Here is a 3,077-nt window from a genome sequence, read left to right as displayed (position 1 = left end):
CGTGTTCTTTGAAAACTAGATAACAATAAGTAATACATTCACATTGAATGCAATGCAAAGTTCATCACACATAGTGATTCTTTCTAAAGTAAGAAATGGTTAAGTTAGAAAGGGCGCACGGTGGATGCCTTGGCACTAGGAGCCGATGAAGGACGGGACGAACACCGATATGCTTCGGGGAGCTGTAAGCAAGCTTTGATCCGGAGATTTCCGAATGGGGAAACCCACTGCTCGTAATGGAGTAGTATCCATACTTGAATACATAGAGTATGAGAAGGCATACCCGGGGAACTGAAACATCTAAGTACCCGGAGGAAGAGAAAGCAAATGCGATTCCCTGAGTAGCGGCGAGCGAAACGGGAACAGCCCAAACCAAGAGGCTTGCCTCTTGGGGTTGTAGGACACTCTATACGGAGTTACAAAGGAACGATATAAGCGAAGAGGTCTGGAAAGGCCCGCCAAAGAAGGTAACAGCCCTGTAACTGAAATGTTGTTCTCTCCAGAGTGGATCCTGAGTACGGCGGAACACGTGAAATTCCGTCGGAATCCGGGAGGACCATCTCCCAAGGCTAAATACTCCCTAGTGACCGATAGTGAACCAGTACCGTGAGGGAAAGGTGAAAAGCACCCCGGAAGGGGAGTGAAATAGATCCTGAAACCGTGTGCCTACAAGTAGTCAGAGCCCGTTAAAGGGTGATGGCGTGCCTTTTGTAGAATGAACCGGCGAGTTACGATCCCGTGCAAGGTTAAGCAGAAGATGCGGAGCCGCAGCGAAAGCGAGTCTGAATAGGGCGCATGAGTACGTGGTCGTAGACCCGAAACCAGGTGATCTACCCATGTCCAGGGTGAAGTTCAGGTAACACTGAATGGAGGCCCGAACCCACGCACGTTGAAAAGTGCGGGGATGAGGTGTGGGTAGGGGTGAAATGCCAATCGAACCTGGAGATAGCTGGTTCTCTCCGAAATAGCTTTAGGGCTAGCCTCAAGGTAAGAGTCTCGGAGGTAGAGCACTGATTGGACTAGGGGCCCCTACCGGGTTACCGAATTCAGTCAAACTCCGAATGCCGATGACTTATCCTTGGGAGTCAGACTGCGAGTGATAAGATCCGTAGTCGAAAGGGAAACAGCCCAGACCGCCAGCTAAGGTCCCAAAGTATACGTTAAGTGGAAAAGGATGTGGAGTTGCTTAGACAACCAGGATGTTGGCTTAGAAGCAGCCACCATTTAAAGAGTGCGTAATAGCTCACTGGTCGAGTGACTCTGCGCCGAAAATGTACCGGGGCTAAACGTATCACCGAAGCTGCGGACTGTTCTTACGAACAGTGGTAGGAGAGCGTTCTAAGTGCTGTGAAGTCAGACCGGAAGGACTGGTGGAGCGCTTAGAAGTGAGAATGCCGGTATGAGTAGCGAAAGACGGGTGAGAATCCCGTCCACCGAATGCCTAAGGTTTCCTGAGGAAGGCTCGTCCGCTCAGGGTTAGTCGGGACCTAAGCCGAGGCCGAAAGGCGTAGGCGATGGACAACAGGTTGATATTCCTGTACCACCTCCTCACCATTTGAGCAATGGGGGGACGCAGGAGGATAGGGTAAGCGCGGTATTGGATATCCGCGTCCAAGCAGTTAGGCTGGGAAATAGGCAAATCCGTTTCCCGTAAAGGCTGAGCTGTGATGGCGAGCGAAATTTAGTAGCGAAGTTCCTGATTCCACACTGCCAAGAAAAGCCTCTAGCGAGGTGAGAGGTGCCCGTACCGCAAACCGACACAGGTAGGCGAGGAGAGAATCCTAAGGTGATCGAGAGAACTCTCGTTAAGGAACTCGGCAAAATGACCCCGTAACTTCGGGAGAAGGGGTGCTTCTTAGGGTGTTAAAGCCCCGAGAAGCCGCAGTGAATAGGCCCAGGCGACTGTTTAGCAAAAACACAGGTCTCTGCGAAGCCGTAAGGCGAAGTATAGGGGCTGACGCCTGCCCGGTGCTGGAAGGTTAAGAGGAGCGCTTAGCGTAAGCGAAGGTGCGAATTGAAGCCCCAGTAAACGGCGGCCGTAACTATAACGGTCCTAAGGTAGCGAAATTCCTTGTCGGGTAAGTTCCGACCCGCACGAAAGGCGCAACGATCTGGGCACTGTCTCAACGAGAGACTCGGTGAAATTATAGTACCTGTGAAGATGCAGGTTACCCGCGACAGGACGGAAAGACCCCGTGGAGCTTTACTGCAGCCTGATATTGAATGTTGGTACAGCTTGTACAGGATAGGTAGGAGCCTTGGAAACCGGAGCGCTAGCTTCGGTGGAGGCATCGGTGGGATACTACCCTGGCTGTATTGACCTTCTAACCCGCTGCCCTTATCGGGCAGGGAGACAGTGTCAGGTGGGCAGTTTGACTGGGGCGGTCGCCTCCTAAAATGTAACGGAGGCGCCCAAAGGTTCCCTCAGAATGGTTGGAAATCATTCGCAGAGTGTAAAGGCACAAGGGAGCTTGACTGCGAGACCTACAAGTCGAGCAGGGACGAAAGTCGGGCTTAGTGATCCGGTGGTTCCGCATGGAAGGGCCATCGCTCAACGGATAAAAGCTACCCCGGGGATAACAGGCTTATCTCCCCCAAGAGTCCACATCGACGGGGAGGTTTGGCACCTCGATGTCGGCTCATCGCATCCTGGGGCTGTAGTCGGTCCCAAGGGTTGGGCTGTTCGCCCATTAAAGCGGTACGCGAGCTGGGTTCAGAACGTCGTGAGACAGTTCGGTCCCTATCCGTCGCGGGCGCAGGAAATTTGAGAGGAGCTGTCCTTAGTACGAGAGGACCGGGATGGACGCACCGCTGGTGTACCAGTTGTTCTGCCAAGGGCATCGCTGGGTAGCTATGTGCGGACGGGATAAGTGCTGAAAGCATCTAAGCATGAAGCCCCCCTCAAGATGAGATTTCCCATTCCGCAAGGAAGTAAGATCCCTGAAAGATGATCAGGTTGATAGGTCTGAGGTGGAAGCGTGGTGACACGTGGAGCTGACAGATACTAATAGATCGAGGACTTAACCTATATTCTAATGTGAAGCATGAACATTGTTATCTAGTTTTGAGAGAACATT

The 3,077-nt window shown here is 52.3% G+C and carries 1 rRNA gene; it reads left to right on the top strand.

The features are described 5' to 3' along the window. Positions 1-97: 97 nt before the first annotated feature. Positions 98-3,028 (top strand): 23S ribosomal RNA (locus C6Y02_RS19115). Positions 3,029-3,077 lie beyond the last annotated feature (49 nt).

Source organism: Bacillus sp. NMCC4, from assembly GCF_002998555.1.
GTDB lineage: Bacteria > Bacillota > Bacilli > Bacillales > Bacillaceae > Bacillus.
Note: the sequence above shows the minus strand (reverse complement) of the source record. Positions and strands in the feature narration are given on the sequence as shown.